15 protein-coding genes and 1 pseudogene are annotated in these 20,233 nt (G+C 59.7%); 5 read left to right on the plus strand and 11 right to left on the minus strand.

Annotated features, from left to right (window positions below):
* Positions 1–418: 418 nt before the first annotated feature.
* From HBF26_RS13305 to HBF26_RS13315, 3 genes are all read right to left on the minus strand, one after another.
* Complete coding sequence (locus tag HBF26_RS13305) at positions 419–1,903, minus strand: SulP family inorganic anion transporter (RefSeq protein ID WP_167127361.1); 1,485 nt, start codon at positions 1,901–1,903, stop codon at positions 419–421.
* A gap of 190 nt (positions 1,904–2,093) precedes the next feature.
* Positions 2,094–2,945, minus strand: a complete 852-nt coding sequence (locus tag HBF26_RS13310) for an NAD(P)H-hydrate dehydratase (protein ID WP_167127267.1) — start codon at positions 2,943–2,945, stop codon at positions 2,094–2,096.
* On the minus strand, positions 2,942–3,697 hold the full coding sequence (locus HBF26_RS13315; RefSeq protein WP_167127270.1) for a histidine phosphatase family protein: 756 nt from the start codon (positions 3,695–3,697) through the stop codon (positions 2,942–2,944). The genes HBF26_RS13310 and HBF26_RS13315 overlap by 4 nt, the downstream gene beginning before the upstream one ends.
* Before the next feature lie 716 nt (positions 3,698–4,413).
* Here HBF26_RS13315 and HBF26_RS13320 point away from each other — a divergent pair.
* Both HBF26_RS13320 and HBF26_RS13325 read left to right on the plus strand, forming a co-directional pair.
* Positions 4,414–5,406: a TIR domain-containing protein gene (locus HBF26_RS13320; protein WP_167127273.1), complete on the plus strand. Its 993-nt coding sequence runs from the start codon at positions 4,414–4,416 to the stop codon at positions 5,404–5,406.
* Positions 5,407–5,972: 566 nt separating this feature from the next.
* A complete protein-coding gene (locus HBF26_RS13325; RefSeq protein ID WP_167127276.1) occupies positions 5,973–6,470 on the plus strand; it encodes a hypothetical protein in 498 nt (165 codons plus the stop codon).
* 46 nt (positions 6,471–6,516) lie between these two features.
* Here HBF26_RS13325 and HBF26_RS13330 read toward each other — a convergent pair whose 3' ends face one another.
* Both HBF26_RS13330 and HBF26_RS13335 read right to left on the minus strand, forming a co-directional pair.
* The gene (locus HBF26_RS13330) at positions 6,517–8,409 is read right to left on the minus strand and encodes a DUF262 domain-containing protein (protein ID WP_167127279.1); all 1,893 of its coding nucleotides are present in this window, start codon (positions 8,407–8,409) and stop codon (positions 6,517–6,519) included.
* Between the two features lie 193 nt (positions 8,410–8,602).
* A complete protein-coding gene (locus HBF26_RS13335) occupies positions 8,603–10,015 on the minus strand; it encodes a phospholipase D family protein (RefSeq protein WP_167127282.1) in 1,413 nt (470 codons plus the stop codon).
* 146 nt (positions 10,016–10,161) lie between these two features.
* Here HBF26_RS13335 and HBF26_RS13340 point away from each other — a divergent pair.
* The 3 genes and pseudogenes from HBF26_RS13340 to HBF26_RS13350 all read left to right on the plus strand — a co-directional run.
* A pseudogene (locus HBF26_RS13340) lies at positions 10,162–10,323 on the plus strand (transposase); the annotation flags it as partial.
* A 281-nt stretch (positions 10,324–10,604) separates the two neighbouring features.
* The gene (locus HBF26_RS19610) at positions 10,605–11,417 is read left to right on the plus strand and encodes a hypothetical protein (protein ID WP_240151355.1); all 813 of its coding nucleotides are present in this window, start codon (positions 10,605–10,607) and stop codon (positions 11,415–11,417) included.
* A 3-nt stretch (positions 11,418–11,420) separates the two neighbouring features.
* Positions 11,421–11,561, plus strand: coding sequence for a hypothetical protein (locus HBF26_RS13350; RefSeq protein WP_167127285.1), 141 nt, complete (start codon positions 11,421–11,423; stop codon positions 11,559–11,561).
* A 409-nt stretch (positions 11,562–11,970) separates the two neighbouring features.
* On the opposite strand, the gene HBF26_RS13355 is transcribed toward HBF26_RS13350, so the two are convergent.
* The 6 genes from HBF26_RS13355 to HBF26_RS13380 all read right to left on the minus strand — a co-directional run.
* Positions 11,971–12,372, minus strand: coding sequence for a hypothetical protein (locus HBF26_RS13355; RefSeq protein WP_167127287.1), 402 nt, complete (start codon positions 12,370–12,372; stop codon positions 11,971–11,973).
* 297 nt (positions 12,373–12,669) lie between these two features.
* Positions 12,670–13,098: a hypothetical protein gene (locus tag HBF26_RS13360; RefSeq protein WP_167127290.1), complete on the minus strand. Its 429-nt coding sequence runs from the start codon at positions 13,096–13,098 to the stop codon at positions 12,670–12,672.
* Positions 13,083–15,854 carry an RHS repeat domain-containing protein gene (locus HBF26_RS13365; protein ID WP_167127293.1) on the minus strand — a complete coding sequence of 924 codons (2,772 nt, stop codon included), beginning with the start codon at positions 15,852–15,854 and terminating at the stop codon, positions 13,083–13,085. The genes HBF26_RS13360 and HBF26_RS13365 overlap by 16 nt, the downstream gene beginning before the upstream one ends.
* Positions 15,855–15,860: 6 nt before the next feature.
* Positions 15,861–17,426, minus strand: a complete 1,566-nt coding sequence (locus HBF26_RS13370) for a DUF6531 domain-containing protein (protein ID WP_167127296.1) — start codon at positions 17,424–17,426, stop codon at positions 15,861–15,863.
* Between the two features lie 47 nt (positions 17,427–17,473).
* Positions 17,474–19,048 carry a DUF6531 domain-containing protein gene (locus tag HBF26_RS13375; RefSeq protein ID WP_167127299.1) on the minus strand — a complete coding sequence of 525 codons (1,575 nt, stop codon included), beginning with the start codon at positions 19,046–19,048 and terminating at the stop codon, positions 17,474–17,476.
* Between the two features lie 960 nt (positions 19,049–20,008).
* The coding region (locus tag HBF26_RS13380) for an integrase core domain-containing protein (protein ID WP_167127302.1) at positions 20,009–20,233 on the minus strand (225 nt) is incomplete at its 5' end.

Consider the following 20,233-nt stretch of genomic DNA (forward strand, 5'->3'; position numbering starts at 1 on the left):
ATCCACCGCAAACAGTCCTGCATCCGCGTAGGCAACGCCCATTGCCCCATTCGGAAGCTGGCGGATGAACGACGGCACCTCGGCAGGAAGGCCCCCATGCCCGTCGACCCGTGTCCAGTGACCATGATCGACACGGTAAAGGCCGTACGTTGCCACGACCAGCCAAAACGTGCCGTCTTTTGCTTCGAGAACCTGACGGATGCGGTCACCGACACCCGATAACGCCTTTGGCATGTCTAGATGCGTGACACGCCCGCTCTTGAAACGCTTGAGGCCCTCACCTCCAGCGAGCAGCACGCTGCCATCGGCAAGCGCCGTGATGGCCGACACTCCGCTCCCTACCCCGTCAACGTGCTCAAGTCGTCCGTTTCGGTAACGCATCGGCGGTCGCGATAGCGTTGTGACCCAGAGAGCGCCTTCAGTGCCCGGCCTGGGCGGTTGCCCCTTCCTTGTGATGGGTGCCCAGGCGATCGACGAGGCCGGCGCTGGCCGCGTTCAACCCGATAACCTCCACTTGCTTGCCCTCCTGGCGGAACTTGAAGACGACGCGGTCCAGCGCCTTGACGGCTGTCAGGTCCCAGAAATGGGCGCCCGTGACATCGAGGCAGACGCGGCTGATGTCCTCCTCTTTGAAATCGAAAAGTTCGCCAAACGCTTCGGCCGAGGCGAAGAACACCTGACCGGTGACGGTGTAGGTCCGCACGTCGCCATCCGGGGGCACGGAACTGTCGACATCGAGCGCCTTGCCCACTTTTCGCGCAAAGAAGACGGCCGACAAGATGACTCCAGTGAGCACACCCTTGGCCAGGTCATGCGTGGCGACGGTGACCACGACCGTGCCCAGCATCACGATGCTCGACGGGGTGGGATGGGTTTTCAGACTCTGAATTGACCGCCAGTTGAAGGTGCTCAGGGACACCATGATCATCACAGCGACCAAGGCCGCCATCGGGATCTGGCGCACGAGCGGCGCCCCGAAAACCACGAGGATCAGCAAGAACACGCCCGCCACCATCGTGGACAGCCGCCCCCGTCCGCCCGACTTCACGTTGATCACCGACTGCCCGATCATCGCGCAGCCGGCCATGCCACCGATGAAGCCAGTGACGATGTTCGCCACGCCCTGCCCCATGCATTCCCGATTCTTGTCGCTGCGGGTGTCGGTCATGTCGTTGACGATCTGAAGGGTCATCATCGATTCGAGCAGGCCCACGACCGTGAGGGTCGCCGCCGTCGGCAGGATGATCTTCAAGGTATCCAGGTTCCACGGAATGTCCGGAAACAGGAACGTTGGCAAAGCGTCCGGAAGCGCGCCCATGTCGCCGACCCGATGGATATCGAGGTGGAAGAACATGGCCACGCCGGTCAGCACCACAATGGCCACCAAGGGCGATGGAACGGCTCTGGTCACGTAGGGGAACAGATAGATGATCGCCAGGCCGGCCGCGGTCATGGGGTAGACCAGCCAGGGCACTCCGATCAGCTCCGGCAACTGCGCCATGAAAATCAGGATGGCCAGGGCGTTGACGAACCCGGTCACCACCGACCGCGACACAAACCGCATGAGCGAACCCAGTTTCATCGCGCCAGCCACGATCTGGAGCAGCCCGGTCAGGATCGTGGTGGCCAGCAAGTATTGAAGACCGTGCTCCTTGACCATGGTGACCATCACGAGCGCCATGGCACCCGTGGCCGCTGAAATCATCGCCGGGCGTCCACCGGCGATCGATATGACCACCGCCATGGAAAACGATGCGTAAAGCCCGACCTTGGGATCGACACCCGCGATGATGGAAAACGCGATGGCCTCGGGGATGAGCGCCAAGGCCACGACCGTGCCGGACAGCACATCGCCGCGCACATTGCCCAGCCACTGCTGGCGCAGATGCGTAAGAGTATTCAAGGGAATTTCCTCGGAGAGGCAACACGCCTCCCGCACACGTGACACACGAAAAAACACACCGCTCCATTGAGGAGTGCGAGCAGGAAAGCGCAGGCGTTACGGTGGCGTGGTCAAGGTGGGCTCAAGTAATGGATGCAGCTTCGAAGTTTAGCCGATGAGGGAATGCTCAACCACCTTGCGTCGCACGTTCTCAAGGAGACAGCGTGTCGAGGATGCGCGGGATATACCCGAGCGTCTCCCGCGCCAGGAAGCCAAGACGCCCCACATGCCTTGCTGCCATCCTGCCGGCCCTGCCATGGACGGCGACCGCCCATACGGACGCCTGGACCAGATCGGTACCGCGCGCGAGCAGACCGGTGAGGATGCCGGCGAGTACATCGCCCGAACCCGAGGTGCCAAGGCCGGGTGCATCGACCTCATGAACCCACAGGCGTCCGTCGGGCGCCGCGATCCACGTCGTCGGTCCCTTGAGCACCACGACAGCTTCGAACTGGGCAGCTGCATCAACGGCTATCTCGGCCGGACGCTGGCTCACCTCCTCGGGGCGCATGCCCATGAGGTCAGCCATTTCCGGAACATGAGGCGTCATGACCAGCCGGCCCGCAGCCGGCCGTAACTCGTCCTCATGGAGGCTGCCGGCATCCGCCACCATGAGGGGCGCGGCGCGGGCGATCTGGAGAGAGGCCGGGGATGCGCCGGTCGCCATGCCCGGTCCAACAAGCACCGCACCAGCCTGCCGGACGAGTTCGACCATGCCGGCTTCAAGTGAGCCGAGCTCTCCGTCTTCTCCAACCCCTACCCCTGCAACGCCCGCCTCGGGCATGGCCAGACCGGTCTGGAGCGCCCACGGTTCCCCGGTCATAAGCATCAGTTTTCCGGCACCCGCCCGGAGTGCAGCCTCGCCCGACAGCAGGGGCGCACCGGGCACCCGGCGGGAGCCGCCCACCACGATGATGCGGCCCCGGTCTTCCTTGCTGGTTCCGGGCCCGGGAAGCGGCCATCCACGAAGCAGCGAGCGCGTGACACGAATGGCCGTCATCATCGTGGCCCCGCCGGCACGTCGCTCTCCGTGGTGACGTCCACCGCTTCCAGCGTCGGGGCCACGAACCGCCCGTGGCGGAGGGTGAACGTCACAGGTGGACCCTTCTGGACGTCGTACTCGGCATAGCCGCAATTGGGGAAGTCGCCTTCGGCGTCAATCGCGAGGATGTCGTCTTCGCGCATGTTTTCCAGAAGGTATCGGAAGCAGTTGACGATGACCTGATGGCCGACGACCACAACCCGGCAGTCCGGCCTGGTGAGTCGAATGCCATCGATGACACTGCGAAGTCGGAGAATGACATCACACCAACTCTCCCCGCCTGGGGGACGGAAGTAGAACTTGCCGACCATCGAGCGCTGCGCGGCGAGTTCCGGGTACTTGTTCTCGATGCCCTTACGGGTATAGCGGTCGAGGATGCCGAATTCCTTCTCGCGCAGGCGCTCGTCGACCTCGATGGCCGCTTCGGCAACGCCAAGCTTCTTTGCGAGGATGGCTGCTGTCTCGTGGGCGCGGATGAATGGCGAGGAGAGGATGGTGTCGGGGCGGACGCTATCGGGTAGGGCTGCGAACCATTCGCCCAGCGCGTCGGCCTGCGCCTTGCCCAAGGGCGACAGCGGGGTGTCGGCATCGCGGTTGTTTAGGGCGATGAGGTCTTTGCCATTGGCTTCGGCGTGGTCGCGTAGAACGTTGCCGGCGCTTTGGCCGTGGCGGACGACGTAGAGTTTGCCTTGGGGTTGTGGGCTTTTTGCCATCTATGCCTCCACCTTTACGCCTCGACTCTTTGGGGAGGATTGCGGGTGGGGTGTGAAGTCTGTGTTCGGCATTAGGTGCCATGCGGCGACGCAATGATGACGGTCCTCCTTCCAGATGCCATCGGTCGAACGCAGCGCCACTCCGGTTCAACATCCTGGCGGATGGCGGCAAAGTTGGGCCGTGTGTGTGACTGCAAAATCGTGGACCCGAACCAGTATGTGGGGTAACACGATTGAGAAAATCGTTTCACCATGCCGATGCGGGCTGTTGCAGCCGTGACGCAGTCAATTTTTCCCTGAAACCATGGCCTTTAATAAGGTGCTTTCCGGCGCCTGGAGATCTGTGGGTATCGTAGGCTGTTGCCGTCAGTGCCACCACGCGGCACGTCAGCGAAAAACAAATGAGCAAAGAGCACAATCCTCCCGCCCTCCCATGGCACACACACGAATTTACAGCCACAAGGGTCTCAGAACGTGACGCAGGCATTGTCACGCGCTGTGACAAAGCTCCGGGACAACCGAGCCAACAGTCCGTCAAACATGTAAGAAAAGCGGCGCTCCAGCCTCAGGTAGACCGCGGACACGCTCGAAGCGAGCAAACCAGCCTCAAAGTATCGTTTTTTTGCATCCCCCTAGAACTCACACCATCTTGGCATCCCTTTTCCTGGCGCCGATCCCCGGTTACGCTGACTCCATCTAGGTACAGGAGCGCGCCAATGGCCTCTGCTTTCTTCTCGTACTCACACACCGATGAGCAGCTCCGCAACGAACTCGAGGTACATCTTGCGATGCTCAAACGGGAAGGCATCATCGACACGTGGCACGACCGTCGTATCGTGGCAGGGGAGAACATCGACCGTGCCATCGATGAGCGCATTAATTGGGACGACATCATCCTGCTTCTGGTCAGCCCCTCCTTCCTTGACTCCGCATACTGCTTCGATATCGAACTCAAGCGTGCGATGGAGAGGCACGAAACGGGCGAAGCCGTCGTCATTCCCGTCATTCTCCGGCCTTGCGACTGGACCCGCGCTCCATTCGGTAAACTTCTCGCGCTTCCGACCGATGGCCGCCCAGTGACGCGGTGGCCGGACAAGGACGAGGCTTATCTAGACATCGCTCAGGGAATCCGCCGCGCAGCTGAACACATCGGTCGCGACAAAGTGCGCCCGGCACCATCGCCCACTCTGGCCGCCCCGCGTCCCTCAGAACCATCGCAGACAATTGGCAGCACCGGCGTCACGCCGGCAGCAGAGACAACCCGGTCGAGCAACCTTCGTCTTGCCAAAACGTTCACCCAGCGCGAGAAGGACCAGTTCACCGAGGAAGCCTTCCGCTACATCGCCCTGTATTTCCAGAATTCCTTGGCTGAGCTTGGCAAGCGCGACGCCGGCTTCGAAGGCGTCTTTCGCGACATCGACAACGGCCGGTTCACCGCGAGCATTTACCACAACGGAGACGCGGTCGCCCGCTGCACGGTGTACGAAGGGGGCCCCTTCGGGGGCGGCATATATTACGCGCAGGGTGAAAACCGAGGGAACAACTCGTATAACGAGTCGCTCTCGGTCGATGCTGACGATCAGACATTGTTCCTCCGCAGCCTCGGCATGTCCAGCATGGGGCATGGGCACGTGCAAAAGCTCTCCCTTGAGGGGGCTGCCGAGCTGTTCTGGTCGCTGCTCATCGGCCCCCTCCAGGGGCGGCGATAGAATGAGGCACTGTCGGAGCGGGCTTCTCAACTGAAACTACTGGCGGTGGCATCGGAACAGCGAACGCCGGAAGGTAATCCTCACAGCTTCATGGGGCCAAGCATAGGCAGTAAGCTTCATGCGCAGTTCCGCAGGAGGCTCATCGCAACTCAAAGCGATGAGCTCCGCCCTGTGTCAAGGCAAAGGCAAGTTTCGGCATTGAAATTCCTTGGGAGGCCGCCCACCTGAAAAGCATGAATCCCGCAAATGCGATGATGTGAATCGCCATCCATTCCATGGAAATCCAGAAACACATGTGGGTCTTCTGTACCCGGACGGTTTGCCCCGTGTCTGGAAACGTTTGATACCGCCGCTGCTCACCGTTGGATTACCGTCCAATCAGCCACACCAGCACGCCGCCGATGGAGAGAGAGAGAGAGAGAGAGAGCAGGAATTGCTGTGTGCGACGAGTAATATCCCTTGTCCATGATTCCATCGACCGACAACTCGCTTGCCTTCGCAACACCGAAGGGAACGATCACCGACAAAATTCCCGGGCCCCGCAAAATAAGAAACACGCCCCACTCATGCCCCTACTTTCATTCTTCCAGTTCGCCAAGATTGGGGACAAGGAATACACGATCAGTGAGATCGCTCGCATGATGTATCGCAGCGGCTACGACTTCCGACAGTTTGTTGCCACATCAGTCCCCGTGGCGATCGCAGAGCTGATCGTGCGCTTGGGCCATCTGGTTCAGAACCTTCACGCGGGCACGAGCCTCAAGGAAGCCATCCCGGTTGCGTCAAACCGCACGGTCCGTCGAAAGCTGATCATCGCCCACGGCGTGGCCACCGCGGTGAATGCGGGCAAGGTCTACTTCACCAAGAACCCTATGGCGATCAGCTGGGCTCAGATCATGACGCTGACCCGCTACCTGGTTCCTGAGGTGCGCTACCTGATGTTCGGCAAGGATGCTGAGAAGGCTAGGATGGTCGAAGAGGTCGTTTGGAACGGCTACGTGGATATCTACGCGCAGACCTCGCGCATGGAAGCGGCATTCGCGGCCGAGGTGTTGGTCATCTGACCCGGAACCTCTGCGGGCCACGCGATTTTGGGTGGCCCGACCTCTCTCAGGCAGCTTCGGGCGAGAACCGCTTGGCGACATCCGGCCAGATAGCCAAGAGTGCCATTGCAAGCTCGCTGCTTCGCTTGGCGATCGCCTGTTCGTTCCAAACATCCGCCTCCTTGTCGTGGAAGTAGCGGCTGAGGTTGAGCCTGGAATACTTGAGCAACTCTGGGCGCTTGTCCTGCCAAGCCGCATTGCTCAGCGCCGGATTGAGCGAACCCGTGACCAGCGTGAGGTTGCCAAGCGTGTTGAGGATGACGTCCCGGCGCGAGGCGGCCTCCTGAGCCTTGCCTGGGTCCGTCATGACCTCTGCAGACAATGGCCAGTGCTCTTTCCATTCCTGCGGCATGACATGCTCGATGGTGAGGCCCGCCGGAAGCGGCACAGCCTCGGACTTGCTGGTCTGAAGATAGGCTTCGAGCGCTTCCAACACCGAACGAAGCTTGTATTGACGGAGGGTGTTGTAGAGGGGCCGGGTGACCGCTGCGGTCTCGAAGTCCTCGTCGGACGGAAAGCGCATGCTGTCGCCGCTGTTCTTCGACAGCCACGTAGCGACCTGGGCGGCTGAGATGGCCTTGCTCTTGTCGACGGCCTTTACGAGATCGATGAATAGTCTGTTGTAGTTCTTAGCCGTAAGCCCGCAAACCATGCGCCGCATCAAGAAAGACTCGAGCACCTCCAAAACCGCGTCAAACTCCACCTGGTCGTCCGGCATGAGATGCCCGTAGGCAAACATCAGGAACGGATAGACTGTGGTTGTATCAACGGCTGTCAGACGCGCGAGGAATGTGGCTAGGCGCGGATGACCCTTAGGCTGCGCGAATTGAAGGTAGATCTGCGCATACCGATCCAATTGCTCCAGATGCCCAGCCGCCGAGTTGGGCCGCGCGAGCAGGTTGAGGGTAGGACGGTTGGCGTCTTCCACGTAGCGCCGAAATTCGCTGAAGAGATGTGTCGAACGAACCTCATCCATGGTCACCAGTGACAAGAAGTGGTTCACGAAGATGTCGACGAGAGGACGGAAATTACGCCCCTGCTTGACCTCTGCGCGCCAAGGTTCAGCTTCAAAGCCAGCCCAGTGCTCGTCGTAGAGCTTCTCGACATCCTCCTCAGACAACTTTTCAGCGCTAGCCCGACGGAACAGGTAGTTCTTGATCAGGTCGGCCGGGAGAAGAGGCTCACCCAGCGCATTCATCGTCTCGAAGATGACCTGCGTTTCGTCGTCCTTGTCCAGGTCGATCACCACGACCTGGAGGCAACCCTTGGCCACACACCACAAGGCTTCCAGACGGTCCTGACTGGACGCCTCATCAGTCGCCTCGCCCTCTTCAGCATCGGGCGCCAACCAATCGGCCAGTTGCGCGTAGAAGTATTGATAGGCGCCGACGATCTTCGAGGCGCGCATCTCTGGCTTGCTTTTCAACTTCTGCTCAAGTTCAGCTAGCGAGCCGCTAGCCTGAACCAGCCGATAGGCCGGGCGGTCGCTATTTGTGGGCCAGACCTTATAAGTCTCATCTTCGTGGTCGATCTTGTTCTTGTGGTTCGCGATCAGGTCGCCAAACCGGTCCTGAAACTTCTCGCTGCCCAGCCTCTTCGCATGGTCCCGACACCCAGCCAGAAACAGTTGGATGGTCGTGAACCTTTGCTGCCCATCAATGACCTGACGAGTTTCGATCGATCCGGCGGCGGTCCGCACCTGCTCCAGCACCACGGCGCCAAGGAAGTGCGGGTGGACTGAGCCGCCCTCCACTTGCAAGTCGAGCAACCTCCTGATGTCCTCCCAGAGAGGCTTCCAGTTCTTCTCCTCCTCCCAGACGTAGGGACGCTGGAAGAGCGGGATTTGATACTGGACGGTGTGGTCGAAGATGCGTTCGAGGTGGCGCGCGTTCGCTTCCATGTGGTCCCTGTTCGCGGTGTGGAAACGCGGATACTAGCCTAGGCTTCGAGGGTTGATAGATGCGCAAATCGGGTATGGCCTTTTGGCATCCGCAGCACTTCATCCAGTGAACGACCTAACTCGTCGTACGCCACTCGATCGCGCTGACGAAATTCAGACCGAAGCCAGTTAGGCAAGATGCACTCATCATCAATCATTGTTGAGTATATCGCGGAAACCGCTTTAAAAACGCACGGGTTGCGTCGTGGTGAATGTCAGCCAATACCCCATGAAGCACCCCAAGCGGCAAGATCAACCATGTCCGATCAGGATTTTCTGAAGGCTTGGACTTGCCGAACCGAGCCGACTCTTCCGCGCTCATGTAGGTGAGCACCCTGCACTCACGCTCACGCTTGCCGGCCATCATGCGAAACCGGCAGACCACCGCGCTCAATCGCTTGTCCGCTGTCGTGCCGTAGCCGGTCCGGACCTCAGCCGGGGTCATACGGATCCACCGAGCCGACTGGCCATCGGAGGCAACCAACTTCTTGCATGCCGAAAGGAGTCTCGCAGTTGCATCATCGAGCCCATCTTTATCCGCCCCGGTGGCTGAGAAGGTACCAAATCGCGCATCGAGCACCTCATCAAGGGAAATAACGAAGGAAGCGCCGCGCCTCTCCCTTTGCGCGTCATACCATCCGTCGTGCATCGAATTCATCAGCGCCGCAAACGCCCTGGCCTCAGTCGCCGCGAACCGAAGGTCCCTCAAGTGACGGGTGGTCTCCATGACGTCCATGGCCTCTCCGCTTTCGACGCTGTGCCCGCCCTTGATCGACCGGCGGGCACCTCGGCACTCAAATCGCTTCACGCGAACCAACCAGTGCACATCGATGAACTGCGCGTGTTTGAGACGGCTGATCTCGGTTCCCCAGTTGTGGTAGTAATCGTAAGTGGGGCCAGCCTTCCGCGCGCCGGATAGTCCCTCCAGCGCGTCCGTCCGCTCCTTCCTGTCCCGATTCGCTCGCTCCTTCTCTTTTTTTGTGGCCGATCGTGCCCAAACGATGAGATAGATTTGGCGATCCCTAAAGCCGTTCCAGTTGTCTGCAGTGATCGCAAAAACGTCCTTGGCAGATTGCGGCTTCGGGCGTGCGATTCGACGCTGGGCCCAGGCCTTCCGAGCGTTCTCAATGTCTGTGGGCAGAATGGCGCTGGCGTCGTTGCTCCATAGCCCGTCGAACCAGGCCCGAAGACGCTTCAGTTGGATCCTATCGGTGACGACATACCCTGCCTCGTGCCAATGGGCCAACTCACCGTCTTCCAAGCCAAGGCCATTCGCCGAGAAGTTGGCTGAGCCCACGATGGCCATGTCCTCGCCAATCACAACCTTGGCATGAAGGATATCCAGCTTCTTTATGGCTACCCGTTCGGCGGCACGGAGCTTTTCGATGACGGTAGGATTCGTACCGCCGCTCCCTAGGTTGCAGATGATCCGACGCGGCGCACCACCTTTGCTGATGGCCTTGGCCTCCGCGCCAGTACCCCAGAATGCGATTGCAACATCTAGGGGCTGATCGCTCGCGAACAGATCTTTCACGCGCGTGGAATACGCGTCGCCTGAAACAAACATGGTGCTCCCCCTCGGTCGGGAGAAATCAAAGCATATTCGTCATACGCCGACAATATCTCAATGGTGGGTCTAACGAGTCATATTGACCCGCCTGCACTGAGCCGTACCAGGCGAAGCTGTAAACCCCGTCAACCACGATGACGGATTTGAAGAAGAGTCGTTTCACCACCGAGCAGATCATCGGCTTCATCGAACAAGCCGGCGCGGGCATGGCGGTATCGGAACTAGCCCAGCAGCATGGCTTCAGCTCCGCGAGCTTCTATGCCTGGCGGGCCAAGTACGGCGGCATGGAGGCCGAGGACGCCAAAAGCGACGCCGATCAGCGAGCGCCAGACTTACCGCCTTGCGGGCTGTCCCGCTACTCAAAGCGGGGGGACATCGGTCGGTGCCGCCCCCGGATGAGAATCATCTCATTGGCCAACGGGGCCGGGTGCACGTATCGGATCGCAAGGAATGCCTGCAAACTTCGCCGTGGGTCACGATTTCCCACCACCACCCTTGCTGCCACCGCGTGGTTCGCTTATCACCGCGACGCCGGGCAAGACCGCCCGGCAACCAATGTCTTGCCTTCCGCACAAGGAGTTGTCAGATGCGCATACCCAACCTCTCTTCTCTCATCGCGAGAACCATTTTCGCCCTGTCGCTTACCCTCGCGTTTGGATCAGCGCCCCCGGCTTCCGCCTCACCCGCCCAGACGGCTAGTGAAAGCGCGCAGATCATTGGCGCCGAGGAAGACCTCCGCCATCTGCTCGGAAACCGATACGCGACGTTCGAGCGTAACTTCACCGAGACTGCCAACCCGGTGCTGTTGAAAGATGGCGGCCTCTTCGTCGACGGCTGGCGGAGCGGCGCGCCCCTCGCCCATGCCGCCGCATTCATCCACTACCCGGATGGGCGCACCTTCGCCGCATGGTTCGACGAGGAGACGGGCCACATCACCTACGTTGGCGATGGCCCGGTCCATCCGGCGATCATGGTCTGGGCACGGCGCTTCGGCCCGGCCATTGAGGTTCTCCCGGCATCAACGCAATCCCGAACCCATCTGCAGGCGCCCGACGTCGTCACCCTTGCCGATTCGCCCGCGGCCGAAGATCAGGAGGAGCTGCGCAAGGTCGCCGCTTCCATCTGGGGCCAGAGCCTCGCATCGAGCTGGGACATGAATGCGGAGGTCGGCGACATCCTCGGCACGGTCACCCATGAAATCATGGAATGCTCCGCCGCTTTCAGTCTTGTACCCAAGCCCGTCGGCTGGGTCCCGGGCTGGTCGTACATCGCAAAGAACGCCCTGTCGGTCGTTGCTTACATCACCGGCGTGTCGTCTGACCGGGTGTACAAGACGTGCGTGAGTGCCGCAGCGCTCAATTGGCGCAGCGCCATCGAACTGGCGTCGGCCGGAATCTAGAAGATGGGGGAGTTCTTCGCTTTCCTCGCCGGGCTCGTCACCGACTACGTCGGCCAAGCAGGGGGACGCCGTGTCTGGTGGATGCTCGGCGTGGTGGTTGTCGTCCTCATTGCCGGCTTCGCGTGGATATCGTCGCGGCATTGAAGTTCATTTGCAGGGGGGGGCGTCACGCGTTCCGCCTGCAAATCCACTCCGCTCAGAGCAGGTGGCTCACCGCCCTTCTGCTTTCATGTCCGTGATCCACGGAAATGCAGCATGCGAACGGTTGCCTCAACCTCGGAGGAAAGAGCTATAGCCAGTCACCGCGCCGCCGCTTGGCCTTTCCACCATTCGAGCCCAAACGTTCTACTTTTGATTTGTCTGCTTGACGGGGGAGCTTACGGACGCAATAGCGCCCATCAATTGTGCAGAACCTTGTCTCAGTAGCCGCTTCAAGTGGACTGTCAGCGTGCGCCATTCCTGTGGTGAGCCATAGGAGCAAAACACATGCTACGCCCACGAAAGCATGTTTGCTGTTCGCATCAAACTCTAGTCAAAGACGATCTTCCACACATCAATAGGCGACTAAGAAGTCCTTCACCCGGCGATTTAGAAAGAAATACGCACTCAAAGCTAGAACTTGGAAGGCAACAAAGAGAAGATCATACAAGTAGGCGTCACGAGAGTAGGCCACCCCGTTGATTAGTTCGATGAAGTAGCCTGCAACGTAGAACCCCACGACGCCTAATATATAGACCAGTCGACCTAGCCTCCGCGCCTTGAGCAGTAATATCCCCGCACTGAAAAACAGGCAAACAGCCATGGCGAATATTAGCCCGCTGCCGTTGATCCACCAGTCGGCTGATCCAATCCTCTTCTGACCTGCAACGGCGCCACCTGGGACGACGACCGTTGCGGCTAGAAGCAATACCGACATCAACGAGAACAGTGTTAAGACCCTCAGAGGGCCAGGCATGCTTTTTAGACTTCCGATAAGATCATGCATATCTTGTGGCACGCAACCAACAATAATGGTCGGCTACCCAATACTTAAGAGCTTTTCGCGAGAATCGATTGAAGGTCAGTGAGTCGGCCAACCCTGACTGATGTGTGCGAGCAGGCCTAACGCTGACTCGCCGACTACAACCGAGAGGTCGCTCACAGCTGCCTGGGCGGGCTCACGCCTGCCGAATTCAGACAGCAACACGATCCGGCGACCTCGGTTATATGGCACTAGCTTACGGGAGTCGACGTCATCACCGACTGTATCGATTCACTGGCGCGGATGAGATTTTATCTCGATGTCATCATACAGGTCCGCCCGGAACGTGAGCTTCGCATTTTTCGGATAAGCAACATCGAGAACTGTCGCGCTGGCCCAAGACATATCTACAGTGATTGCGGAAGGATTTTGCTCAGAAGGGACTTCAAAGACAAGTAGCTGAACCGGTTTCCCCTCTCCGTCTGCGCGCTGGATGTCGACCGTCGTGTAGACGGCAGCCGTCCCCAGTCCGCTGTACTGGGTTGTCTTTGCAACCACGATACTGCTTTCATCGAGAGAACGAAGATCTTTCTGCCAAACTACGGCGGAGTCGTCACTGCAGCCCGCGAGCAACGCGACCAGTGTTGGAGAAAGGAATAGGAGCTTCCAAAATTCACTAAGGGAGACTTCAATTTTTGAATGAGTCAGCGGACGATGCATAGGTTTCCCGTTTTCTGGTCATTGTAGCCACGAGTGATGTTCTTCACATTCGCCTGAGGAATATGGGGATAGGCATCGTCCATTCGCGTGGTAGATGGGTACACCGAGCGAGCTTTCCCATATGCGTCGGCAGAGCTCAGGATTTCCGGAAGGTTCCATCCTGCTGCGCCCAAATAAACGCCGTAGACATAATTAGCGTATGCAGGCGATCCGCCGTACTGCACCTGGGCATCCAAAGGCCCGCCACGCTTGAACTGGTAGAGCGTAGCAAGATTATAAAGGGTGCCTCCGGCATTGCCGAGCGAACCCGGTCCATAGGGATTCGGAGCATAGGTGACATTGCCTACGCCTTGTCCGCGCCTCTCATATTCCTGAGGCGAGGGCGCGGAGCCAGAAAAATCGCAGGTCTCGCCTGGGCACAAGCCCAATGGATCGGCAGACCCAAGTGGATTGGCATTCACATAAGAATAGGTGCTCGGACCAGCGGCAAGGCCAGCCGGATCGCTTTCATGGTACCGCCCCGTGGCGGCATCGAAGCTCCGATTGACGTTGTATTTCAGACCGGCTTCGCCGTCCGCATACTGGCCCGGCAACCGGAGATTGAGGACGTAACCCGCGTTAGAAACCGGCCGGTTCTCGCCAAATGGGTTGGTCGCGTACGGCCAGTTCCAGACGACTGCTCCGGTGGACGACGTGACCGCGCGGGGCGAACCGAGACCGTCCGCAGTAATGAAGCCGATGGAAGCACCATCAGCCACGGCCAGTGGGACACCGGCAACCGCGATGTAGTCGCGCCGCGTCGAGCCCGATGCTTCGGAGACAAGTCGGCTCGCCTCGTCGTAGATAAAACGCGTGGTCGCGGAGCCGTGACTCTTGGCGACCCGCTCGTTCATGGCGTTGTACACGTATGTGCCGACGGTCGTGCCGTTTTGCGTGACGGCCGTCATCCGGTTCCTCCCGTTGTACCCGTAGCCCCACACCGTCCCTGCTGCTGAACTCCCCGTCGTGTTGCCGTTGGCGTCATACGTGCGGGTGGCCGTGCCCATGTTGGTCAGCAAGTGCGTGCCGGATTTGTACTTGTACGTTCCCGTATACGCGCCTGGCGCCGTCTTGCTCAACCGGTCCCCGGTGGGGTTGTAGGTGTAGGCCTCGACCGCCGTACCGGCCGCATCCTTGACCGAGGTCAACCGGTAGAGCGGATCGTAGAGGTAGCCTGCCGTCCCGCCACCCGACTCGCTCACGCCTGTGATGTCGCCCATCTCGTCGAGCGAGAAATGGAGCTCAAGCGCCGGAGAGACGATGTCAGTAACCCGGTAGTTGCTGTCGTAGGTACGGGTGACCGTCTGGCCGTTGCCGAGGGTATAAGCCTGCATGGGCCCGAACGGCAGCCAAGTGATGTTGGAGGCGACCGTCTGGGCGACGCCGGAGGCCGGTGTCACGCTCACCCCGGTCACCTGTCCGAAGCTGTTTCGGGCATAAGCCACCACCGCGCCACCCGGGCGGGTTTCGCTCTGGACGCGGTTGGCCGGCGTGTAGGCGTAGTGCATGGCGTCCGTGATCGCGCCCTGCGTCTGGCGCTTGTCGGTCACGTTGCCACGGGCGTCGTAGCAGTAGCTCGTGGTCACGCCATTTTCGACAACCCGGGTCAGGTGGCCGACGGGTGCCGAGGCAGAGCATCCGGTCACCGTATTGGCCTCATCATAAAAGTAGGCCACGTTGAGGCTGGTGTCGGCATAGGTCGCCGAGGTCACCCGGTTCAACGCGTCGTAGGTATAGGTCGTGACGATGCCGTTCGCGTCGGTCTTCGTGATGCGGTTGCCGGCCGCGTCGACCGTGAACAGGGTCGTGCCCGTATCCGGACTGTGGATGCCGGTGAGGTCGCCGAGTCCGTTGTGGTCGTACACGGTGTTGAGGCCCGACGGGTCGCTGATTCCCGCCACGTTGTCACTGGCGTCGTACTGGGACACCGTCTGGGCATTCGCCGTGGATGGATTTGTGCCGTTGTAGTCGTTGATGGTGCTGACCAGACGACCGAGCGAATCGTACCCCTGCTTCCGCTGCACACCCTTCGCATCCCGTGAGTGCACGGGCTTGCCTTCCGCGTCATAGCCGTCGGTGGTGTCAAACGACAGCACTGTGCGGTTCAAGGCGTCCGTGACGGTCAACAACTGACTCAGGCTGTTGAACGATCGCGACACCGCCCTGCGGACAGCACCAGACGCATCGAGGGTCTCTTCGTTGGTCCGGTTGCCCGCGGCGTCCAAGGTGTAGTGGATGCGGTTCCCTGCGCCGTCCGTAATGTCGGTCAGACGGCTGGCATCATCGAAGGTGTAGTGAAGCACCACGCCATCCGCGTCTGTGGTCTGGACGACGTTGCCCACCGCATCGTACGTCAGGCTCGTGGTAGAAGGTGTGCCGCTTGCATCACGCACGATGGTCGCCAACCAACCTTCAGGGGTGTAGGTCATCGAGGTGACCACGCCGTTGGCGTCGACAACTTGCCCCGGATTTCCGTAGGTATCGTAAGCACTGTAGGTCGTCACGTGACCCAGAGCATCGGTCACGGTGGCGAGGCGCCCCTGCGCGTCATAGGTGTACTTCGTGATGTCAGATACGTCCGTCCTCGGGCCATCGATACTCGCAACCAGGCCTCTCGTGTCGTAAGTGACGGTGGAGACTCTGTCAGCGGTCGCGGCGTGGCTCACGGCGGCGCACAATGCGAGGGCGAGCGGGGTCCAGCGCAATCCCTTCATCATGTTCAATCACTCCTTAATCGAATGGATTTGGGTAGAAAGCAGACGACCCTGCGGGTCATAGCTGTAGGTCGTAACGCGATCGGGCGTGGTTACCGTCTCAGGCCGAAAGCTCGTGCCATTCCAGGTCGTGGTGATCGTCCGCTCGTTGGCCGTGGCCTTTGCCTCGATGTGGCTGGTTTCCCTGCCGAGAGCGTCATAGGCATAGGTCGTTACGTGCCCGAGGGCATCGGTCCGACTGGCAAGCTGCGCATTCGCCGTGTAGGAAAAGGTGGAATTCGAAGCCGGGCAGCCAGCGACCGGCTCACCTTCAATGGCGGTGATGCGCTTGGCGCCCTGGACAATGTCAAAGCGGTACACCACGGGGTGTCCAAGCGGATTGGTGACCGTCGTCGAGCCGTCGCTGTTGTAGGCGAATGCAAAAGCGCCCTTCCCGCCGGCCATCGCTGCAGACACAGCCCGTCCATTCGAGTCATACGCCCAGGTACTCACCCTGATACCCCGCTCGTCAATGATGCCGGTCAGCAACGTGGGGTGGTTCGAGTCCTCGTAAAGATAGGTGCGGGTTGTCGAATGGCCCGGCCAGGTCTTCTTGACCCCCGTCAACCGGTAGGACGAATCAACGGTGTAGGTGATCGTAAGGTTGCCGACGACAAGCGAAGACGGCCATCCATTATGGGTGGTGTAGACCATCTGGTGACCGAGCGAGTCGGTTACGGTCATCACCGGATCGTAGGACGGTGTGGTGCTGTAGGTGATCGTAAGGGCCCGACCATCCTCCCTTTGCCACCGCGTGAGATTCCCTTGGGCATCAAAGGTCATTTGTTCGTTCGACGGCGAGGTATAGGTCCACCCGGTGGTGTTCTTCACCATCGTGCCGAGCTCACCACCATCTGCCACCAGCGCCCCGTCCCGCGCGACAAAGAGTGCCGTGCGACCATCTTCAAAGAGAATCACGAGCCCTCTGGAGTCGGCTTCCGTGTCGGCATAGACGTGGGTATTCAATGTAGTTGCCCAGTTACCCCCGCTGTTGTAACTCCGGGAGAAGCGAAGCTCACCGTCCTGGTCAGCAAAATCCGTCTCGGTTTCGAAAACATTGCCGTTCGCGGGGTTTACGGGGTCACCGCAGGAAACGAATCCGACGTTGGCAGGACTCGTGGGGTCGCCCAACTCCTTTCGCTCCTGCTCCTCATCCGGGGACTCGCAGTAGCCCGACATCGGGTTGTAGGCCTGCGCCGAAGTGCAGTTATCTCCATTCCGGAAGATGCTGTGACCGTACCAGTACGTGCCGCCGTATTTGGCGCTTGTCCAAGCTACGACGCATTGCCAAAGCTCCACTTTCGGGGGATACGAGACAGATATGTACGGGGACTGGTACGGCAAGGGTGTATCGGCAAGAACCCCCGGCGGCGGGCCCGCCATATCTTTCACATAGGCTACCTGGCAAGCCTGATCCGCGGTTGAGTAGTGCGTCGCAGCTGGATTCGAACCATCCGTATCTAGCGTGTAGTAATACTCACCTGCCAATGCGCCCGTGCTGAAAACCAAGCCGGCCAGGAAAAACAGTACTTTCATGTGCCACTCCATTGCCTTGCATTTCTAGGTTGCACCACGACGCCCTGTTACTGCGTCCTGGCGGCCACACTCGTCGAACTCAGCCGGCCTTTCGTGTCGTACGTGTAAGTCGTTACGCGCTCGGGCGTCGTGACCGTCTTGGGTCTGAAGCTTGTCCCGTCCCACGCGGTCGTGATCACCCTCTCCTCGGGCGTGCCTTGGGCTTCCGTCCGCGACGTCTCGCGCCCCTGCGCGTCATACTCGAACGCCGTCACATGCCCGAGCGCATCCGTCTTCGTTGCAATCTGGCCCCGGGCGTCATAAGTGAAGCTCGAATTGCTGATAGGACATCCCGGAACCGGCTCGCCCTGAACATGACTCATGCGCCGTGTGCCAGCGGCCACGGTATACGTGTAAGTCACGGTATGACCAAGGGCATTGGTTACCTTGGTCGTTGCATCGTCCACATACGTAATGGTGACCTTCTCCGCTCCGCCCGCATGCTCGCTCGAGATCGCCCTGCCCTGGTCGTCATACGACCACGATGCAAAACGCACTCCGCGCTCGTCGATGAGCCCGGTCAGCAGCGTGGGGTTATCCGCCACCTCGTAGAGGTAGGTTCGGGTGGTTGTTTTGCTCGCAACGGTGCGAGCCACAGAGACGAGCTGTCCTAAAGGACCGTAGGTGTACGTCACACTGAGCCCGGTGGCACTGAGGTGGACCAGGGAACCCGATATGTCCTCGCCCCAGGTCAGCACGCGACCCTGGGAATCCTTGACCGTGACCTGTGGATTGAAATTGGCGTCGTAGCCGTGCGTGAGTCTGGTCGTTCGCCCATCCGCAAACTTCACCGCAATAAGCTGACCCATGCCATCAAAGGTCAGCACACGATTGTCAGGACCGGTATAGGTCCAATTGGAGCCCGTGCGTGCCAAGATACCTCGCTCGCTCGGCTCACTCGTAATGGTTGAGCCCTGAATGGCAAACAGCGACGAGCGGCCATCGTCGAACGTCAGAACCGCCGACGAATCGCCCAGCGTCAGGGTGTCGCTGTAAGTGTGTCGCCACGTGCCGAGAAGGCCGTTGTAGTAACGCGCGAAGATAAGTTCGCCGCCCTGGTCCACGAAGTCTGTTTCACGCTCAAACTTGTTGCCGATGGCCGCATTGATGGGATTGCCTTGGCAGTCGTTCGGGTCGTTGTTCGGGTTGTTATCGGGATCGCCCAGCTGGCGACGTCGGTTGAACTCGGCCAGCGATTCGCATTGCCCTGCCTGCGGGTCGAATACTTCAAGGTTCGGACAGGAGTCGCCCTGTAACTGGACAAGATGAGGAATGCTGTCGAACGACCAGGAAATCCCATCAATGGTATACGTCCAGTTCTGACGACAATCGTAGAAAAAGTTCGGTCCCGACTGAGGCTCTACAGTCGGAGGCGTATAAGCGAGAAGGATTTGATGTGGATTCCCCTCGAATCGCTCCTTGTCCTTCTCGTAGCCTGCACGACATGCCGCGTCGGCGGTTTGATAATGGACGGAGTCGGCTGGTGGAGGAATTGTCGAAAAGTCGAGTGCGAACCAGTAATCCTCTGCCGAGGCCCGGCCAGCCACCAGGACCAGCCCCATCACTCCGAAGAAAGTCTTCATATCGTTCCCTGAAGCTGTGTGTTGATACGTCGGAGGTGTCACGCCGGAAAGGCGCGCTTCAAATGGTTGGAGAGATCAGACACTCCGCCTGTATGGAGCAGTCACCGCCACGCACAGGGCCTGGATCTCGGCGTGAGCCGTCGGCTCAACACAGCAGATGGCGCAGCAGGGTGCGTCCAAAAAGCGCGTGAAGGATGATGGATGCCCTACCCGAAAAAGTCGGCATCGAGGTCATCGAGACCATTCGCACGACTGAGCGACCGAAGCGGCGTAGCAGACAACTCCTTGCCCATAGCAGATAAGCCACACCCCCTCCTTGGCGCCAAATTATCGGGCCGCACTTTGCCTAAGTGGCTACATGCATACCGTGACGAGAATCACGGACCAACGCATTCATATACAGCAGCAAGCCAGCGGCCTCGGAAATCGGCACACGTACGTAACGACGCACATCGTAGGCGCACGTGAAAAGGTCGAAGTCGCCTTATGGCTGTGTGGAATCCTAATTCAAGCCAAACGTATACCATGTAGGCGGAATACGAATTTTCTGTAGGATTTCCCCTACAGACTTCCATCCCCGGACGCGCCCTCCAACTCAGCCGCTGTCTCGTCGGTCTGTCGACTAAAACTCGTTCACCTTTCGATCGGCCCCGAGCATCCGAGTATTCCGAAGATCAGTTAAAGGCTTGCCGTGGGTTACTGTGTTCATCACTGAAACCAGTGAAAAGGATGGCCATATGATCTGGCATCACACCAACCGTGCCTGTAACGACCGGTAGAGTTATAAAAAAAGCGGTACGCGATCGAAGCTACTGACAGTCAACGCGACGATTCCGCCGAGCGGATCATGGCAAAGCCGCGGCAAAGCAAGATGATCCTATAAGCGGCTTGCCGCTCTTCGCTGGGTGAGTGACGACGTCCCCCCGCTTTCAGTAGCGGAGCGAATTAGAGTCCGGGGGGTTACTTTAGCTGCTCGGCGTAGGCGGCGGGAGTCAGTCCGCCCAACGCCTTCTTCGGCCGCTCCTCGTTGTATTCCCTGCGCCAGTTTTCGATCTCGGTGCGTGCGTGAAGCAGACTCGGGAACCAGTGTTCATTGAGGCACTCGTCGCGCAAGCGACCGTTGAACGATTCGATGTAGGCATTCTGGTTCGGCTTGCCCGGTTCGATCAGGCGCAGCTGCACGCC

The organism is Luteibacter jiangsuensis (assembly GCF_011742555.1).
GTDB classification, from domain to species: Bacteria; Pseudomonadota; Gammaproteobacteria; order Xanthomonadales; family Rhodanobacteraceae; genus Luteibacter; species Luteibacter jiangsuensis.